This is a genomic window from Methylobacterium sp. NMS14P (genome assembly GCF_028583545.1).
Taxonomy (GTDB): domain Bacteria; phylum Pseudomonadota; class Alphaproteobacteria; order Rhizobiales; family Beijerinckiaceae; genus Methylobacterium.
Map to the genome: position 1 here is coordinate 3,993,488 of NZ_CP087106.1, position 17,618 is coordinate 4,011,105.

13 protein-coding genes are annotated in these 17,618 nt (G+C 72.2%); 6 read left to right on the top strand and 7 right to left on the bottom strand.

Annotated elements, in window-relative coordinates:
* Positions 1-70 precede the first annotated feature (70 nt).
* The 5 genes from rnr (at position 71) to rpmG (ending at position 5,038) form a co-directional block, all read left to right on the top strand.
* On the top strand, positions 71-2,392 hold the full coding sequence (gene rnr, locus LOK46_RS18965; protein WP_273559722.1) for a ribonuclease R: 2,322 nt from the start codon (positions 71-73) through the stop codon (positions 2,390-2,392).
* A gap of 23 nt (positions 2,393-2,415) precedes the next feature.
* Positions 2,416-2,880 (top strand): DUF983 domain-containing protein, encoded by a 465-nt coding sequence (locus LOK46_RS18970; protein WP_273559724.1) that lies wholly within the window; start codon positions 2,416-2,418, stop codon positions 2,878-2,880.
* Entirely contained in the window at positions 2,837-3,580 is a 744-nt protein-coding gene (locus tag LOK46_RS18975; RefSeq protein ID WP_273559725.1) for an NUDIX hydrolase, read from the top strand. Before LOK46_RS18970 ends, LOK46_RS18975 begins: the two co-directional genes overlap by 44 nt.
* On the top strand, positions 3,577-4,764 hold the full coding sequence (locus tag LOK46_RS18980) for an MFS transporter (RefSeq protein ID WP_273559726.1): 1,188 nt from the start codon (positions 3,577-3,579) through the stop codon (positions 4,762-4,764). Before LOK46_RS18975 ends, LOK46_RS18980 begins: the two co-directional genes overlap by 4 nt.
* A gap of 106 nt (positions 4,765-4,870) precedes the next feature.
* The gene (gene rpmG, locus LOK46_RS18985; RefSeq protein ID WP_020092568.1) at positions 4,871-5,038 is read left to right on the top strand and encodes a 50S ribosomal protein L33; all 168 of its coding nucleotides are present in this window, start codon (positions 4,871-4,873) and stop codon (positions 5,036-5,038) included.
* A 400-nt stretch (positions 5,039-5,438) separates the two neighbouring features.
* On the opposite strand, the gene LOK46_RS18990 is transcribed toward rpmG, so the two are convergent.
* From LOK46_RS18990 to LOK46_RS19010, 5 genes are all read right to left on the bottom strand, one after another.
* The gene (locus tag LOK46_RS18990; RefSeq protein WP_273559729.1) at positions 5,439-6,356 is read right to left on the bottom strand and encodes a LysR family transcriptional regulator; all 918 of its coding nucleotides are present in this window, start codon (positions 6,354-6,356) and stop codon (positions 5,439-5,441) included.
* A gap of 76 nt (positions 6,357-6,432) precedes the next feature.
* The gene (locus LOK46_RS18995; protein ID WP_273559731.1) at positions 6,433-8,094 is read right to left on the bottom strand and encodes an OFA family MFS transporter; all 1,662 of its coding nucleotides are present in this window, start codon (positions 8,092-8,094) and stop codon (positions 6,433-6,435) included.
* 260 nt (positions 8,095-8,354) lie between these two features.
* Positions 8,355-9,041 carry a metal ABC transporter permease gene (locus LOK46_RS19000; protein WP_273559733.1) on the bottom strand — a complete coding sequence of 229 codons (687 nt, stop codon included), beginning with the start codon at positions 9,039-9,041 and terminating at the stop codon, positions 8,355-8,357.
* 311 nt (positions 9,042-9,352) lie between these two features.
* Positions 9,353-12,052 carry an aconitate hydratase AcnA gene (gene acnA, locus LOK46_RS19005; protein WP_273559734.1) on the bottom strand — a complete coding sequence of 900 codons (2,700 nt, stop codon included), beginning with the start codon at positions 12,050-12,052 and terminating at the stop codon, positions 9,353-9,355.
* A 559-nt stretch (positions 12,053-12,611) separates the two neighbouring features.
* A complete protein-coding gene (locus LOK46_RS19010) occupies positions 12,612-13,430 on the bottom strand; it encodes a hypothetical protein (protein WP_273564636.1) in 819 nt (272 codons plus the stop codon).
* A gap of 126 nt (positions 13,431-13,556) precedes the next feature.
* Between LOK46_RS19010 and LOK46_RS19015 the strand changes: the two genes are divergently transcribed.
* A complete protein-coding gene (locus LOK46_RS19015) occupies positions 13,557-14,957 on the top strand; it encodes a leucyl aminopeptidase family protein (RefSeq protein WP_273559736.1) in 1,401 nt (466 codons plus the stop codon).
* A 106-nt stretch (positions 14,958-15,063) separates the two neighbouring features.
* Here the strand turns inward: LOK46_RS19015 and chrA are convergent, their stop codons facing one another.
* Complete coding sequence (gene chrA / locus LOK46_RS19020; RefSeq protein ID WP_443192828.1) at positions 15,064-16,446, bottom strand: chromate efflux transporter; 1,383 nt, start codon at positions 16,444-16,446, stop codon at positions 15,064-15,066.
* The gene (locus tag LOK46_RS19025; RefSeq protein WP_273559739.1) at positions 16,404-17,576 is read right to left on the bottom strand and encodes a M20 aminoacylase family protein; all 1,173 of its coding nucleotides are present in this window, start codon (positions 17,574-17,576) and stop codon (positions 16,404-16,406) included. Before LOK46_RS19025 ends, chrA begins: the two co-directional genes overlap by 43 nt.
* Positions 17,577-17,618: the final 42 nt, after the last annotated feature.

The following is a 17,618-nucleotide window of genomic DNA, read 5'->3' on the forward strand; positions in this document are numbered from 1 at the left end:
AGGACCGACGCCTCGGTCCCGCGCCCGCACGCGGGTCCCGTCTATCGCAGAACTGTCCGGCACCCCCCTTTTGGCACGACGCACCACCGCCCCGGCGGCCGAGCCCGCCGCTCCGCAGCCCGTCCCCACCCGCGAGCAGATCCTCGCCTTCGTGGCCGAGTCGAAGGAGCGCGTCGGCAAGCGGGAGATCGCCAAAGCTTTCGGCATCAAGGGGGCCGCCAAGATCGACCTGAAGCGCGTCCTCAAGGAGATCGAGGAGGACGGCGCCCTCGACCGCGGCCGCGGCGGCCTCGCCCCGGCGGGCCATCTGCCGCCGGTCGTGCTGGCCGACATCCGATCCCGCGACCGCCACGGCGATTTCCTGGCGATCCCGGTGGAGTGGACCGGAACCGGCAAGCCGCCCGCCATCGTGCTGACCCAGCCGCGCGGCCCCCGCAAGGGCAACCGCCCGGCCCCGGGCATCGGCGACCGCGCCCTGGTCCGGGTCGAGCGCGACGCGGAGGGCGGCTACAGCGGCCGGGTCGTCAAGGTCATCGGGAAGAACAAGGCCGAGATCATCGGCGTCTACCGGGAAGGCGCGCAGGGCGGCCGGATCGTCCCGGTGGAGAAACGCTCGCAGGGCCGCGAGATCCTGATCCCGCCGGGGGAGGAGGGACAGGCCCGCGACGGCGACCTCGTCAGCGTCTCGCTGGAGCGCGAGACCCGCTTCGGCCTGCCGCGGGGCCGCGTCCGGGAGCGGCTGGGCTCGCTCGGCTCCGAGAAGGCGGTGAGCCTGATCGCGCTGCACCTGCACAACATCCCGCACGTCTTCGCCGACGCGACCCTGGTGGAGGCCGATTCCGTTAAGCCTGCCACCCTGAAGGGCCGCGAGGACTGGCGCGACCGGCTGCTCCTGACCATCGACCCGCCGGACGCCAAGGACCACGACGACGCCGTCATGGCCGAGGCCGATCCCGACCCGGCCAATCCCGGCGGCTTCATCCTCACCGTCGCCATCGCGGACGTGGCCGCCTATGTCCGGCCGGGCTCCAGCCTCGACCGCGAGGCGCTGGAGCGGGGCAACTCGGTCTACTTTCCCGACCGGGTCGTGCCGATGCTGCCCGAGCGGATCTCGAACGACCTCTGCTCGCTCCGCGAGGGCGAGGACCGGCCGGCGCTGGCGGTGCGGATGGTCATCGCCGCCGACGGCGAGAAGCGCCGCCACGGCTTCCACCGGGTGATGATGCGCTCCCGCGCCAAGCTCGCCTACGCGCAGGCGCAGGCCGCCATCGACGGGCGGCCGGACGACACGACCGGGCCGCTGCTGGAGACGGCGCTCCGCCCCCTCTGGACCGCCTACGCGGCCCTGCGCGCGGCCCGCGACCGCCGGGGGCCGCTGGCCCTCGACCTGCCCGAGCGCAAGGTCCTCCTGAGCCCGGAGGGCGCGGTCGACCGGGTGATCGTGCCGGAACGCCTCGACGCCCACCGGCTCATCGAGGAGTTCATGATCCAGGCGAACGTCGCCGCCGCCGAGACCCTGGAGCAGGCGCGTCAGCCGCTGATCTACCGCGTCCACGACGAGCCCGCCCTGGAGAAGATGCGGGCGCTGGGCGAGGTCCTGGCCTCGGTGGGCATCAAGCTGCCCAAGGAAGGGGCGCTGCGCCCCGCCCTGTTCAACCGGATCCTCGCCACCGCGGCCGAGACCGAGCACGGCGTCTTCCTCAACGAGGTGATCCTGCGCAGCCAGGCCCAGGCGGTCTACGCCCCCGAGAATCTCGGGCATTTCGGCCTGAACCTGCGCCGCTACGCGCACTTCACCTCGCCGATCCGGCGCTACGCCGACCTGATCGTGCACCGGGCGCTGATCACCGCCTGCCGGCTCGGCTCGGACGGGCTCGCGGGCGACGTCTCCCTCGGCGAGCTGGCGCAGATCGGCGAGCAGATCTCGGCGGCCGAGCGCCGCGCCATGGCGGCCGAGCGCGAGACCATCGACCGGCTGATCGCCCACCACCTCGCCGACCAGGTCGGCGCCACCTTCGCGGGCCAGATCGCCGGCGTGACCCGGGCCGGCCTGTTCATCAAGCTCGACGAGACCGGCGCGGACGGCTTCGTGCCGGTCTCGCAGCTCGGCGCCGACTATTTCCGCCACGAGGAGGGCCGGCACGCCCTGGTGGGCGAGCGCACCGGGGAGACGTTCCGCCTCGGCGACCGGGTCGAAGTGCGGCTCGTGGAGGCCGCGCCGGTGGCCGGGGCGCTGCGCTTCGAGCTGCTCAGCGAGGGCCGGACCCGTTCCGGGGCCCGCAGCGCCGGGTCGGGTAAGAAGTCCGGCGCGCGGCCCTTCAAGGCCGCGCCGCCCGGCCGCCCCGCCGGCATCCGCAACACCGGGTCGCGCCACCGCGGCTCGCGCCGCTGACTCGGGCGGTGTACAGGCAGGGGATGGCCGCCGACGCGATTCCCGAGCGCACCCGCCTGATTCCTGCGATGGCCCGGGGCTTCATCGGCCGCTGCCCGCATTGCGGCGAGGGGCGGATCTTCGGCCGCTTCCTCAAGGTGCGGCCGGAATGCGACGTCTGCGGCCTGGAGCTGCACCATCACCGGGCCGACGACCTGCCGCCCTACGTGGTGATCTTCATCGTCGCCCACATCGTCGGCTACCTGATCCTGGAGACCGAGAGCGCCTACGACGTGCCGCTCTGGGTCGAGATGGGCGTGTGGCCGGTCTTCACCCTCGTCTTCGCGCTGGCCCTGCTCCAGCCCGTGAAGGGCGCCGTCGTCGGGCTGCAATACGCCCTTGGCATGCACGGCTTCGCCACGCTACCGCGGAGCCGCCCCGCCCCGGGGCTTGAGGAGACGCGCCTTGCCGGAGCCGCAGCGGGAGCCCCCGATCGCCACAGCTCCTGAGCGGAAGCCCGCCGCGGCGCGCCTGCGGCCGCGGGACGCCGCGACCATGATCGTAATCGACCGGCGCGGACGGGGCGGCCCGAAGGTCCTGATGGGCCGGCGCAACCCGAACCTCGCCTTCATGCCGGGCAAGTTCGTCTTCCCGGGCGGCCGGATCGAGCTCGGCGACCGCCACATGCCGGTGGCCGGGGCGCTCCCGGACTACGCCGAGGCGGCGCTGACCCGGCAGGTGTCCCGGCCCCCGCACCATCTCGGCCGGGCGCTGGCGCTCGCCGCGATCCGCGAGACCTACGAGGAGACCGGTCTGCTCCTCGGCACGACCGAGCACGGTGCGCCCGAGGACGTGCCGGCGGGCTGGGAGGGCTTCGCCCGGCACGGCGTGCTGCCCGACCTCGAGGCGCTGCACCTCGTCGCCCGCGCGATCACCCCGCCGAAGCGCGTCCGCCGCTTCGACACGCGCTTCTTCACCGTCGACCGCCGGATGGTGGCGGCCGAGGAGCCGGGGCGGGTCGAGGCCGATGCCGAGTTCACCGAACTCGCCTGGGTCCGGCTCGACGCCGCCCGCAAGCTCGATCTGCCCCACATCACCCGCGCGATCCTGGACGATCTGGAGGCGCAGATCGCCGCCGACTTCGCGCCCTACCGGATGATTCCCTTCCACTACGAGCGCTACGGGCGGCGCGAACGGGTGGCCTTGTGAGCGGTCCGAAGGGATTGCAGCAGGACGGGCGGCGCGGGATCAGTTCGGAGGATGTGGCGGCGATCTCGGCGGCCGTGACCTGCGTCACCGTCGTCGGCATCGGGTTGAGCCTGTCGATCCCGCTCCTCTCGATCGAGATGGAGCGGCGCGGCGCGTCGAGCACGCTGATCGGACTCAACACCGCGGTGGCGGGCATCGCCAGCATCTGCACGGTGCCGTTCGTGCCGCGCCTCGCCGCGCGGATCGGCGTCGCGCCGCTGCTCGGACTGGCGCTCCTCGTCGGGGCTATCAGCCTCGCGCTGTTCCCGCTGCTGCCGGGCATCGCCCTGTGGTTCCCCCTGCGCTTCGTGTTCTCGGCGACGCTCGGGGCGCTGTTCGTCCTCTCCGAGTACTGGATCAACGCCGCCGCCCCGCCGGAGCGGCGCGGCCTGGTGATGGGCATCTACGCCACCGTCCTGGCGGCGGGCTTCGCGGTCGGCCCGCTCCTGCTGGCGCTGGTCGGGACCGAGGGGCTGGCGCCCTACGCGACGGGGGCCGCCCTCATGCTGGCCGGCGGCCTGCCCATCGCCCTGGCCCGCGGGCTGTCGCCGACGATCGAGCCGGGCTCCGGCCGCGGCATCCTCGGCTACGTCCGGCTCGCCCCCGGCGCCCTGGCGGCGGCCCTGGCCTACGGGGCGGTGGAGACCGGCATCTTCGCCATCCTGCCGCTCTACGGCCTGCGCCTCGGCTACGACGCGCAAGGGGCGGCCGGCCTCGTCAGCCTGATCGCGCTGGGCAACGTGCTGTTCCAGATCCCGTTCGGCTGGCTCGCCGACCGCCTCGACCGGGGCGCGGTGCTCCTCGGCGCCGGCCTCGCGGGGGCTGCGGGCTCGGCCCTGATCCCCCTCGCGGCCGGCCATCCGGCGGCCTTCGGCCTGCTGCTCCTCGTCTGGGGCGGCATCGCCGGCACCCTCTACACGGTCGGCCTCGCGATGCTGGGCGACCGCACGCCGCCGAACGATCTCGCGGGCGCCAACGCGGCCTTCGTGGTGCTCTACAATGTCGGGCTGATGCTGGGGCCGCCGGTGATCGGCGGCGGGCTCGATCTCGTGCCGCCGAACGGGTTCGCGCTGGCGCTGCTCGCCCTGTTCCTGGCCTTCGCCGGCTGGCTCGCCGCGACGGAGCGGCGGCGCGCCCGCTCTTGACCTGCCGGGTCCGATCGGGCATTCACCCGCCCGTATTCGGCCGGGCTCTCCCGGCCATTTGCGTTTCGCTCACGCGGAATGCCGCACCCTGCAGGAGCGCCGCGCCATGGCCAAGGCCGTCACCGTCAAGATCAAGCTCGTCTCCACCGCCGACACGGGCTATTTCTACGTCACCAAGAAGAACTCCCGCACGCAGACCGAGAAGCTGACGATGCGCAAGTACGACCCGGTCGCGCGCAAGCACGTCGACTTCAAGGAGACCAAGATCAAGTAAGGCCGCGGGCTGCGTCGCAGCCTGACCGCCGACGGGAAGCCGCTTCGGAGACGAAGCGGCTTTTTCTATGCCCGGCACCGCCTCGCGCGCGGTGATGGCGCGCGGGCCCGGTGGCTGCTCGGCCACCGCCCGTGCGGCCGACAGCCTGGCGCCAGCACGAATCGTTAACCGTCGCTCGTCCCGGACGCTGCGCGATTCCGCGGCCGATCTCCGGCCCGCGATTGCGACCAGCCCGGCGGGCAGGGGGCGGGTTCGATGCAGCGGATCCTGCTGGCGATCCTCATCATCGCGGCCGTACTGGCGATCTGGCTCGTCCTGACGCTGCCGGTGCACGCGCTCCGTGCGACCCGCGGGTTGCTCCCGGACCGCCGCGCCCCGGTCCGCGTGCGGAACCGACCGCTCAGGCGGGCCCCGACGCGGCCAGATCCGGATCGAGCGTCCGCGCCAGGGACCGCGCGATAGCCACGAGCGCCGTCACCATCGGCGTGGACGGCTCGCGCCGCGGGGCGACGAGGCCGATCGTGTGCTCCAGGTCCGGCGCGGTGATCGGGATGGTGCGCACGCCGGCCATGGGGCCCAGGGCGTCGACCAGGATCTCCGGCATGATCGAGGCCCAGCGCAGGGTGCGCACATGGGTCAGCAGCACGATCATCGAGTTCGACTCGAGGGTGGAGGCGGGATCCGCACCCGCCTCCCGGATCTGATGGTCGATGATCCGCCGGTTCTGCATGTTCGGCGTGAGCAGGCAGAGGGGCAGCCTGCTGGTCTCGGCCCAGGTGACGCTGGTGCGTCCCTCGAAAGGGCCGCCGATCGCCGTCACGAGGCGGTAGCGCTCCCGGTAGAGGGGAACGGAGATCACCCGCCCGAGGGGCTCGTTGTCGAGGTAGGTCAGGCCCGCATCCGCCTCCAGGTTCTCGATCAGCGAGAAGATGTCGGCGGAGGTGGCCGACTCGACCGTCAGCCGCACGTCCGGGTGCCGCTCGCGGTAGGGCGTCGTGAGGTTCACGATCATCGGCAGCGCCGTGGGAATGGCGGCGATGCGCAGGTGGCCGGTCAGGCCGCGGCGCAGGCCGGTGACCTCCTCGTGCATGGCCCGCGCGTCGGCCACGATGCGCCGCGCCCATTCCAGGACCCGCTCGCCCTCGGGGGTGAAGCCCTGGAAACGAGAGCCGCGCAAGACGAGCTGCACGCCGAAGCGGTTCTCCAGCTGCTTCACGCCGGCCGAGAGGGTCTGCTGGGTCACGCCGCAGGCCTCGGCGGCGTGCCCGAAATGCTGCTCGCGGGCGAGCGCGAGCAGGAAGTCCAGCTTGTCGATCACGACGACGGCATCCCGGCACGGCGAGGCGCCGGAAACCTAGCGACCCGCCGTGCCCGCCACAACCGAGCGTGCCCGCTCAGCGGAACAGGATGAACGCCTTCGACAGCGTGATGCCGATGCCCCAGATGATCGGGATGCCGACCACCGCCCAGGCCAGGGCGGCCCCGGCGCTGAAGCCGCCGCGGCCGATCCCGAAGGAGCCGGACGGCCCCGAGGCCGTGGCGCCCGCGCGGACGTCCAGGGAGGCCCGCTCGGAATCGGACATGAACCAGCGTTGCGCCAGGGGCCGGACGAGCAGGTTGCAGAGGAAGCCGACCGCCAGGAAGCTCGCCAGCACGTACATGGTCCGGCCGTAGAGGTCGGCCCCCTGCACGCCCGCGGCGACCTGCGCCTCGCGGATCTTGGTGATGACGAAGGGCCCGACGATGCCGGCCATCGACCACGCGGTGAGCAGGCGCCCGTGGATCGCGCCCACGAACTGCGTGCCGAACACGTCGGCGAGGTAGGCCGGCACCGTCGCGAAGCCGCCGCCGTACATGGACAGGATCACGCAGAAGATCGCGACGAACAGCGCCTGCGAGCCGATGCCGGCGGCCCAGGGCGCCGCCGCGTACAGGAGGCCGCCCAGCGCGAAGAAGATCGCGTAAGTGACCTTGCGGCCGATCCGGTCCGACATCGAGGCCCAGAAGAACCGGCCCAGGATGTTGAACAGGGACAGCAGGCCGACGAAGCCGGCCGCGATGGCCGCGACCTGTGCCTTCTGGCCGGCGTCGAGGGCCGAGAAGCCGGTGCCGGGCAGGCCGATCAGCTCGCCGCCGAAGATCTCCTGGAGCATCGGCGAGGCCAGGGCCAGCACGCCGATGCCGGCGGACACGTTGAGGAACAGGACGAGCCAGATCATCCAGAACTGGAAGGTCTTGTGGGCGTCGCGCAGGTGGACGTGCCCCGAGGCGATCATGGCGTTCTTGGCGGTCGGGCTGGTCCAGCCGTCCGGGCGCCAGCCGGCCGGCGGCACGCGGTAGCCGAACGCGCCGCCCAACATGAACAGGATGTACCCCACCCCCATCACCGCGAGGGTCTGCCAGACGCCGGCCGAGTCCGCGGTCCGGAAGCTCTTGATCAGGCTGTCGGCCAGGGGCGAGCCGATCATCGCGCCGCCGCCGAAGCCCATGATCGCCATGCCGGTGGCCATGCCGCGGCGATCCGGGAACCACTTGATCAGCGTCGAGACCGGCGAGATGTAGCCGAGGCCCAGCCCGACGCCGCCGATCAGGCCCATGCCGAGCCAGACCAGCCACAGCTGGTGGATGTAGACGCCGAAGGCGCCGATCAGGAAGCCGCCGCCCCAGCAGAGGGCCGCCGCGATGCCGGCCTTGCGCGGGCCCGCCCGCTCCAGCCAGCCGCCGAACAGGGCGGCCGAGAGGCCGAGCACGACGATGCCGATGGAGAACACCGTGACGAGGTCGCTGACGCGCCAATCGCAGGTGGTGGTGAACAGGGCCGTCATCACGCCCATGTCGGGACAGGCGGCGGGCGCCGGCTTGCCCACGGAGAGCGCCCGGGTCAGCGGCAGCCAGAACACCGACAGGCCGTAGGCCATTCCGATGCAGAGATGGATTGCCAGGGCCGCCGGTGGCACCAGCCACCGGTTGAAGCCCGGCTTTGCGACGATCCGCTCGCGCGACAGCAGACTCGGCGTTCCCCCAGGCGCGATCGCGCCTGCCACTCCAGCACCCATGATGGACTCCTCCGCCGCGGCCTCGTTGGCGGTCCGCTCGGCGGGCGACCATGCGCGATTTGTGTGCAGGGTGCCAGCGCGTGGCACGCTGAGACGGCGATTTTAATCCCGTTCGGCGCCGACTGTATGCGCACTCCGCGTGCACAGGCGGTCGGGCGCGGTCGGAGACCGGGTCCGCCGCGCCGTGCAGACCGTGCGGGAATCTCTGCGATGCGGGGCCGGGCAGCGGTTCTGTCCGGCGCCCGGCCCCGCGACGATCCTCACATGGGCGGGGTCAGGCCGTCCTTGCCGACCGCCACGAGCTTGCCCTCGGCCTTGGCGCCGTCCTTGGCGACCACGGCGAAGACCTTGGAGCCGGGCGTCAGGATCGCCTTGTCGGCGGGCTCGAAGGCGACGATCGGCGCCGAGGACGGGACCACGATCTCCTTGGATCCCTCCTTGCCGTAGCTCACCGTCAGGGTGCGCTCGCCGCCCGAGGCTGCCTTGTCGGCCTTGACGGTTCCGTTGGTCATGGCGCTCTTGACCTTCGGGGCGTTCGACGACTCGGCCTTCACGGTGCCGTTGGTCATCGCGCTCTTCACCTTGGCGCCGGCGCCCGCGGTGTGGTCGGTGATCGAGTCCCAGCCGTAATGGCCCTCGCCCGTGCCGCGCATCGACTCGGGGAAGAGCACGACCTCCAGGGCGGTCATCGGGTTCTCGCCCTTGGTGGCGGTGCCGATGAAGACGCCGTCCTTGATCGCGTCGAGGCTGGACGGGACCACCCAGGCGAACTTGGCGCCGGCGACGTCGACCGTCTCGGTCTTGCCGTCGTCGGTCTTGATCGTGAGCGTGCTGCCGTCGGCCTTGTCGACGGTCCCGCGGACGCGCTCGACCTGCGCGGCGAAGGCCGCGCTCGACAGCAGGGCTGTCAGGCCGGCGGCGACGAGGGTCTTGCTGAGGTGCTTCATCGGGGTCCCATCCTGGCTTCAGGAGCCGGGTTATGGGGCGGCCCGCGCGCGAAACAAGGTTGCGCGCAAGCGAAATGACCTGCTCGGCGACAGAAGCGAGGTTGTCAGACACCACCGTCTTTGCGAGCGGAGCGAAGCAATCCAGCCGGCGCAAGGACTTCCTCTGTCGCGCCGCCCTGGATCACTTCGCTGCGCTCGCGATGACAGGGTGGCGCGTCGGACGACGGCACCGACCGAAAACGAGTCAGGCGGCACCCGGTGGGCGCCGCCTGAATTCCGCACGGGCAGCGGGGACGCTGCCCTCCGGAGTCTCACGCCGCGAGCGAGCGCAGCACGTAGGGCAGGATGCCGCCGTTGCGGAAGTACTCGAGCTCGTCGAGCGTATCGATCCGGCAGGTCAGCGGGACCTGCTTCACCGAGCCGTCGGCGGACTTGATCTCCGCGGTCAGCGTCTGGCGGGGCTTCAGCTCGCCCGCGAGGCCCTTGATGGTGACGGTCTCGTCACCCTTCAGGCCCAGGGACTGCCAGCTCGTGTCGCCCTGGAAGACCAGCGGCACCACGCCCATGCCGACGAGGTTCGAGCGGTGGATGCGCTCGAAGCTCTCGGCCACCACGGCGCGGACGCCGAGCAGCTTCGTGCCCTTCGCGGCCCAGTCGCGCGACGAGCCGGTGCCGTACTCCTTGCCGGCGAAGATGACGAGCGGGGTGCCGGCTTCCGCGTACTTCATCGCCGCGTCGTAGATGAACATCTTCTCGCCGGACGGCTGGAAGTGCGTCCACCCGCCCTCGACCACGCCGCCGGAGGCGTCCTTCACCATCTGGTTCTTGATGCGGATGTTGGCGAAGGTGCCCCGCATCATCACCTCGTGGTTGCCGCGCCTTGTGCCGTACTGGTTGAAGTCCTGCACGCGCACCTGGTGCGACTGCAGGTACTCGCCGGCCGGCGACGCCGCGCGGATGTTGCCCGCTGGCGAGATGTGGTCGGTGGTGATCGAGTCGAGGAAGAGGCCGAGGATGCGCGCGCCCTCGATGTCCTCGACCGGCTTCGGCGTCTTCTCCATGCCGACGAAGTAGGGCGGGTTCTGCACGTAGGTGGAGCCCGGGTTCCACGCGAAGGTCTCGGCCTCGGTGACCTCGACGTCTTTCCAGTTCTGGTCGCCGCCGAACACGTCGGCGTAGCGCGACTTGAACAGCGCCGAGGTGATGTTCTCCTCGATGAACTGCTGCACCTCGGCCGAGGTCGGCCAGATGTCCTTCAGGTAGACGGGCTTGCCGTCGGATCCCTGGCCCAGCGGCTCCGTGGTGATGTCGATCTGGAGCGAGCCGGCCAGCGCGTAGGCGACCACCAGCGGCGGCGAGGCGAGGTAATTCGCCCGCACGTCGGGGTTCACCCGGCCCTCGAAGTTGCGGTTGCCCGAGAGCACCGCCGCGGCGACGACGTCGTTGTCGTTGATCGCCTTCGAGATCGCCTCCGGCAGCGGGCCGGAATTGCCGATGCAGGTGGTGCAGCCGAAGCCCACGAGGTTGAAGCCGAGCGCGTCGAGCGGCTCCTGCAGGCCGGACTTCTCCAGGTACTCGCCGACCACCTGCGATCCGGGCGCCAGGGAGGTCTTCACCCACGGCTTGGAGCGCAGGCCCTTGGCGACGGCGTTGCGGGCGAGCAGGCCCGCGCCGATCATCACCGAGGGGTTCGACGTGTTGGTGCAGCTCGTGATCGCGGCGATCACCACGTCGCCGTGCCCGATGTCGAAGTTCGTGCCCTCGACGGGGTAGCGGCGGGCGAGGTCGGCGGCCTTCTTGAACTCGGTCTCCATCGAGGCGGCGAAGCCGGGCTTGGCACCGTCGAGGAGCACCCGGTCCTGCGGGCGCTTCGGGCCGGCCAGCGACGGCCGGACCTCGCCCATGTCGAGCTCCAGCGTGTCGGTGAAGACCGGGTCGGGCGTGCCGGCGTCGCGCCACATGCCCTGCGCCTTCGCGTAGGCCTCGACCAGGGCGATCCGGTCGTCCGAGCGGCCGGTGACCTTCAGGAAGTCGATGGTCTTCTGGTCGACCGGGAAGAACCCGCAGGTCGCGCCGTACTCGGGGGCCATGTTGGAGATCGTGGCCCGGTCGGCGACCGCCATGTCGTCGAGGCCGGGGCCGTAGAACTCCACGAACTTGCCGACCACGCCCTTCTTGCGCAGCATCTGGGTGACGGTGAGCACGAGGTCGGTGGCGGTGGTGCCCTCGGGCAGCTTGCCCGACAGCTTGAAGCCCACGACCTCGGGGATCAGCATCGACAGCGGCTGGCCGAGCATGGCCGCCTCGGCCTCGATGCCGCCGACGCCCCAGCCCAGCACCGCCATGCCGTTGACCATGGTGGTGTGCGAATCGGTGCCGACCAGCGAATCCGGGTAGGCCACGTCGGAGCCGTCCTCGGACTTCGTCCACACGGTCTGCGACAGGTATTCCAGGTTCACCTGGTGGCAGATGCCGGTGCCCGGAGGCACCACCGAGAAGTTGTCGAAGGCCGACTGGCCCCACTTCAGGAAGGTGTAGCGCTCGCCGTTGCGCTCGTATTCCAGGGCGACGTTGTCGGCCAGCGCCTTCGGGGTGCCGAACTCGTCGACGATCACCGAGTGGTCGATGACGAGATCGACCGGCACCAGCGGGTTGATCTTCTGCGGGTCGCCGCCGAGCGCCACCATGGCGTCGCGCATCGCCGCGAGGTCGACCACCGCCGGCACGCCGGTGAAGTCCTGCATCAGCACGCGCGACGGGCGGAACGCGATCTCGACCTCGGCCTTGCCCTTCTGCTCGAGCCAGCCGACGGCGGCCTCGATATCGGCCTTGCGGACGGAGCGGTCGTCCTCGTAGCGCAGCAGGTTCTCGAGGATCACCTTCATGGAGAAGGGCAGCGCGGCCGCCGAGGCGAGGCCGCTCTTCTCGGCCGCGGGGATGGAATAGTAGGTGTAGGTCTTGCCGCCGGCTTGAAGCGTCTGGCGGGCCTTGAAGCTGTCGAGTGAGGGCACGGCTGGTTCTATCCTCGCTGCGGGTTGTCGAACACGCGCAGGCAAGACCTGCGCTACGAAGTCTGTGTTCGGCCTGTGTAGCGCCCGACGGGCGCGCGCCGCCCCGGGAGTGCCCGGGCAGGACGATGCGCGGGGGCGATTTGGACGCCCGTGATGCCGCGCGGCGCAGCCGCGGAGGGATATAGAACTTTTCGAATCTGGCCGCTACCGGGTCGTCATGACAGGTGCGTTTTCCTGTCGGGGACCGTGGCGGCGAATGGGCGCGCGCTGCAGAGGCCTGTGAGACTCTCGCATCTCCAGCGGACATCGACGCTGGCGGCAGAGCGCGACAGGCCCCCTCTCTCGAGCGCGAGCGGGTTGGGGCGAGAAGCGAGCGATCAGTATCGAGCGCGCCATCGACGCGCGCACGGGTCGCGTCTCGGTCGGACAGACCTGATGCCTCACCGTGTCCCTCTCCCGCTCGGGAGAGGGGTCCCGCGCTCCACCCTGCACTGGTGTTGCCGGTCCCGCTGCGTGAATCCGCGAGCCCGCCGAGGGGGAGTCGCGCCGAGCAGGCGCCCTACCCTTCCCCGGGCACACCGGCCCTCGACAGCGCCTTCGACCGATTCGGCTGAGCCGCGAGCTTGCGCAGGGACGCGACGTTCGTGGCCGCCTCCTCGGCGCTCATGTCGCGGCGCAGAACGGCCTCGGCGTCGGCGAAGCGGCCCTTGAGGCCCAGGACCATGGCGAGGTTCGCCCGCACCCGCGCGTCGGCGCCGGGTTGGTCGGCGGCGAGCCGCAGGGTCTGCTCGGCCTGATCGAGGTTGCGCGACAGCGCGTAGGACAGGCCGAGATTGGACAGGAGCGAGGGCTCGTTCGGCCGGATCTTGAGTGCGGCCTCGTAGAAGCCCTGCGCGCGCGCCTGCTCGCCGAGCTGGGCGGAGGCCGAGCCCTGCGCCGACAGGATGCGCCAGTCGGGATTGGCCGGGGTGTGCGCGTTGGACAGCACGTCGATCGCCTCGCGGAAGCGGCCCGCCTCGACCAGCGACTTGCCGTAGGCGCCGAGAAGGGCCCGGTCGCGCGGGTTGCGCAGGGCGGCCTGCTGCAGCACCGCCGAGGCCTGGCTGATCTGATCGGTGGCCCGCAGGGCGCGCGCGTAGGCCATCGCGGTGCGCCCGTCGGTGGGGTCGGCGTTGAAGCGCTCGGCCAGCCGGTCGACGTCCTGCCGGGAGGGCGCCGCGGCGGCCGCCGACGGGCCGCCGAGGGGGCCGATCGACCCGGTCGTCTCGGGAGAGCCGGTGTTGCAGCCGGCGAGGCCGAGCGCGACGGCGGCCGCGAGGGCGGCGCGGCGTCCGGCGCGGGCCTGGGACTGGGTGACCCGGAACAGGGCCGTCATCATGGTGCGCTCCGCCGGCATCTGGACCGGACGCGATGGCACGCGCTTCACGCTCCCGGCCGGCCGGTGATAGAGCGTTAACCCTAATCACCCGTTAAGCCGCCGGTCCGGGCGGCACGCGAGAGGCACATGACCCAGGCCGAGAATCCGGCGACGACCCGCGGCCTCCTGCCCGGCGACACGCAGGCCGTACCGGTGACGCTGGTCACGACCGGGGGCTGGGCGGCGGTCGAGTCCGGCCTGGAGCCGGCCCAGAGGAGCTTCGCCCAGGCCATCGGCTTCAAGCCGAAGGCGGGCAGCCTCGCGCTCCTGCCCGGCCCGGACGGCAGCCTCGCGCGGGTCCTGTTCGGCCTCGGAGATCCGGAGGCCGCGGCCTACGACCGCCTCCTCGTCGGCAAGCTGCCGGGCCTGCTGCCGGAGGGGACCTTCCGCCTCGACAACGCCCCCGAGCCGGCCGAGGCCGCCCTCGCCTGGCTGATGGGCAGCTACCGCTTCGGCCGATACCGGTCCGGCGGCGGGGCCAAGGCCCGGCTCGCGGCGCCGGCCGGCATCGACGCGGCCGAGGTGGAGCGGATCGCCGCCGCGGTGGCGCTGGGCCGGGACCTCGTCAACACGCCGGCCAACGATCTCGGACCCGCCGAGATCGAGGCGGCCGCCCGGGCGCTCGGCGACCGCCACGGCGCCACCGTCACCGTCACGCAGGGCGAGGCGCTCGCCAGGGACTACCCGCTGATCCACGCGGTCGGCGCCGCCTCGCCCCGGGCGCCGCGGCTGATCGACCTGACCTGGGGGCCGGCGGACGCGCCGCGCGTGACCCTGGTCGGCAAGGGCGTCGCCTTCGACACCGGCGGCCTCGACCTCAAGCCATCGGCCGCGATGCTGCTGATGAAGAAGGACATGGGCGGCGCCGCCGCGGCGCTGGCCGCCGCCGACATGGTCATGGGCGCCGGGCTGCGCCTGCGCCTGCGCCTGCTGATCCCCGCGGTGGAGAACGCGGTCTCCGGCAACGCCTTCCGACCCGGCGACGTGCTGCCGAGCCGGGCCGGGCTCAGCGTCGAGATCGGCAACACCGACGCGGAGGGCCGACTGATCCTCGCCGACGCGCTCGCCCTCGCGGACGCGGACTCGCCCGAGCTGATCCTCGACTTCTCGACCCTGACCGGCGCGGCCCGGGTGGCCCTCGGGCCGGACCTGCCGGCCTTCTTCACGGAGGACGACGCGCTGGCGGAGGCGGTGGCGCGGGCCGGGCGGACGGCGATCGATCCGGTCTGGCGCATGCCGCTGCACGCGCCCTACGCGAGCCTGCTCGACTCCAAGGTGGCCGACCTCAACAACGTCTCCAGCGGGCCGTTCGCGGGGGCGATCACCGCGGCCCTGTTCCTGCGCCGCTTCGCGCCGAACACGAAGGCGCACGGCCATTTCGACCTCTACGGCTGGAACCCCTCGACCAAGCCCGGCCGGCCGGAGGGCGGCGAGGTCCAGACCGCGCGGCTGACCTACGCGCTGCTCAAGGCCCGCTACGGCCGCTGATCGCCGCTCGTCCGCGCCAGCGCAGCGAAGCCATCGAGTCAGCCCTGCGCTGATCGAGGGTGCGCAGCCCTGGGACGCTTCGCTGCGCGCGCGATGACGGTGCGGCTCAAGCGAGCCCCGCCTGCCGCAGCAGGATCCCGGCCCCGGCGCAGAGCGCCAGGGTCTGGAGCGTCCCGAGCCCGAACCGGAACACCGCGAGGATCGCCGCCAGGGTCAGCAGCAGGGCGGCCGGATCGAGGCTGCCCGGCACCGGCAGGTCGAGCCTGAGTGGCCCGAGCGGCACGGTCTCGACCTGGGCGAACAGCGTCCGCAGCCCGAACCAGACCGCGAGGTTGAGGATCACCCCCGCCACCGCGGCGGTGATCGCCGAGAGCGCCCCCGCGAGCCGGCGGCTGCCGCGCAGGCGCCCGATCAGCGGCGCGCCGGCGAAGATCCACAGGAAACACGGCACGAAGGTGACCCAGGTCGTCATTAGCCCTGCGAGCGTCCCGGCGAGCAGCGGCGGCAGGGCGCCGGGCGCCCGGAACCCCGCCAGGAAGCCCACGAACTGGAGCACCATGATCAGCGGGCCTGGCGTGGTCTCGGCGAGGCCGAGCCCGTCGAGCATCTCGCCGGGCTTCAGCCAGCCGAAATGCTCCACCGCCTGCTGCGCCACGTAGGCGAGCGCCGCGTAGGCGCCCCCGAAGGTCACGAGGGCCATCTTGGAGAAGAACAGCGCCACCTGCCCGAAGACCGGCGGCACGCCGGGCAGGACCAGCAGCGCCGCCACCGGCAGGAGCCAGAAAGCGAGCCAGAGCGCGGCCGTCCGCAGGGAGGACGCGGCGCCGACGCGCTCCCGCGGCAGCGCCGCCTCGCCGATCAGGACGTCCGCCTCCTCCGCCGGATCCGCCGCGCCCTCGGCGGCCGGGCGCTGGCCGCGGGCGAGGCCGAGCAGGCCGGCGGCGACCACGACGAGCGGGAACGGCACCGCGAGGGCGAAGATCGCCACGAAGGCGGCGAGCGCCACGAGCCGGTCCGTACGGTCGCGCAGGGCGCGACCGCCCAGCCGCCAGAGGGCGTGCAGTACGATGGCGAGCACGGCCGCCTTGAGCCCGAAGAACAGCCCGGCGACCGCGTCGACGTGGCCGTAGAGCACGTAGAGCCAGCTCAAGGCCATCAGGGCGAGGAGCCCCGGCAGCACGAACAGCCCCCCGGCAACGAGCCCGCCCGCCGGCCCGTGCATCAGCCAGCCGATATAGGTGGCGAGTTGCTGCGCCTCCGGACCCGGCAGCAGGGTGCAGAAGCCGAGCCCGTGCAGGAAGCGCCGCTCCGAGATCCAGCGCCGCTCCTCCACCAGGATGCGGTGCATCACGGCGATCTGCCCGGCCGGTCCGCCGAAGGAGAGGGCCGCCACCCGCAGCCAGACCGGGACGGCCTCGGCGAGCGACGGGAGAGCGGGCGGCGCGCTCAGGCGGTGCGCGGCAGCCCGGTCTCGATCAGGCGCGCCCACAGGGAGGCCCCGTACGGCGCGGCCGCGTCGTTGAAGTCGTAGTGCGGGTGGTGGAGCGAGGCACTGTCGCCGTTGCCGATGAACATGTAGGCGCCGGGGCGGCGGCCGAGCATGTAGGAGAAGTCCTCGGCGGTCATCATCGGTGCCACCGCCCGGTCGACGTTCTCCCCACCCACCAGCGCCGCGGCGACGCCGGCCATGAAGTCGGTCTCGGCGGGATGGTTCTCGGTCACCGGGTAGCTCGCCCCGTACTCGACCCGGCCCTGCGCGCCGAAGCCGCCGGCGATCTCGGCCACCAGGGTCTCGATCCGCGCCTTGATCTGGCTGCGCACGGCCTGGGACAGGGTGCGCATCGTGCCCCGCATGGTGACGGTCTGCGGCAGGACGTTGAAGGCCTCGCCGGCCTCCAGCGCGCAGACCGAGACCACGGCCGACTGCACCGGGTCGAGGTTGCGCGACACGATGCTCTGCAGGGCGATGATGACGTGGCTCGCCACGAGCACGCTGTCGACGGCGTTCTGCGGCAGGGCCGCGTGCCCGCCCCGCCCCTCGATGGTGACGGTGAAGCGGTCGGTCGAGGCCATGATCGGCCCGGGCCGGATCGCGAAGGTGCCGACCGCCATGCCGGGGATGTTGTGCATCCCGTAGACCGCCTCGACCCCGAACCGCTCCATCAGGCCGTCGTCGACCATGGCCTCACCGCCGCCGCCGCCCTCCTCGGCCGGCTGGAAGATCAGCACGGCCGCGCCGTCGAAATCCCGGGTCTCGGCGAGGTACTTGGCGGCGCCGAGCAGCATGGCGGTGTGCCCGTCGTGGCCGCAGGCGTGCATCTTGCCCGGCACGGTGGAGCGGTAGGGCAGGTCGCGCACCTCCTGGATCGGCAGGGCGTCCATGTCGGCGCGCAGGCCGATGGCGCGGTTGGAGGTGCGTCCCCGGCCGCGGATGACGCCGACCACCCCGGTGCGGCCGATGCCGGTGACGACCTCGTCGCAGCCGAAGGACCGCAGCGTCTCGGCGACGAGGCCGGCGGTGCGATCGACGTCGTAGAGCAGCTCGGGATGGGCGTGCAGGTCGTGCCGCCAGGCCGTCATCGTGTCGGCGAAGGCGTGGATCCGTTCGAGGACGGGCATCGGGTCGGGGCTCTCGTGGCCTTGGCGGGTGGGCCGGACCAG